This window comes from Tetzosporium hominis, assembly GCF_002265435.1.
Lineage (GTDB): Bacteria > Bacillota > Bacilli > Bacillales_A > Planococcaceae > Chryseomicrobium > Chryseomicrobium hominis.
Genome location: NZ_NOKQ01000075.1, coordinates 1 through 245, shown reverse-complemented (window position 1 = coordinate 245; position 245 = coordinate 1). Strand labels below are relative to the sequence as shown.

Here is a 245-nt window from a genome sequence, read left to right as displayed (position 1 = left end):
AACGTTTTCCGCCCTCTGGACGGAATACTCAGACGATTTTTCGCAGTTTTATCATCAATATCTTCTGGACGCTGAGCGCTTTGGAGACAAAAGGGGCCTTTGGGCTAAGCAGGACATCCCGCCCAATACGTTCTCAGTTTCATCTATTCCATGGGTGAGCTTTACAAACTTCAATTTAAACCTTGATAACAGCGAACACTTGCTGCCGATTATCACAAACGGGAAATACTTTTCAGAAGGCCGGG

Annotated in this window: 1 protein-coding gene; it reads left to right on the top strand. The window is 45.7% G+C overall.

The features are described 5' to 3' along the window. Positions 1–245, top strand: a 245-nt coding sequence (locus tag CF394_RS00255; RefSeq protein WP_243370568.1) for a CatA-like O-acetyltransferase, incomplete at both ends; no start/stop codon positions are given.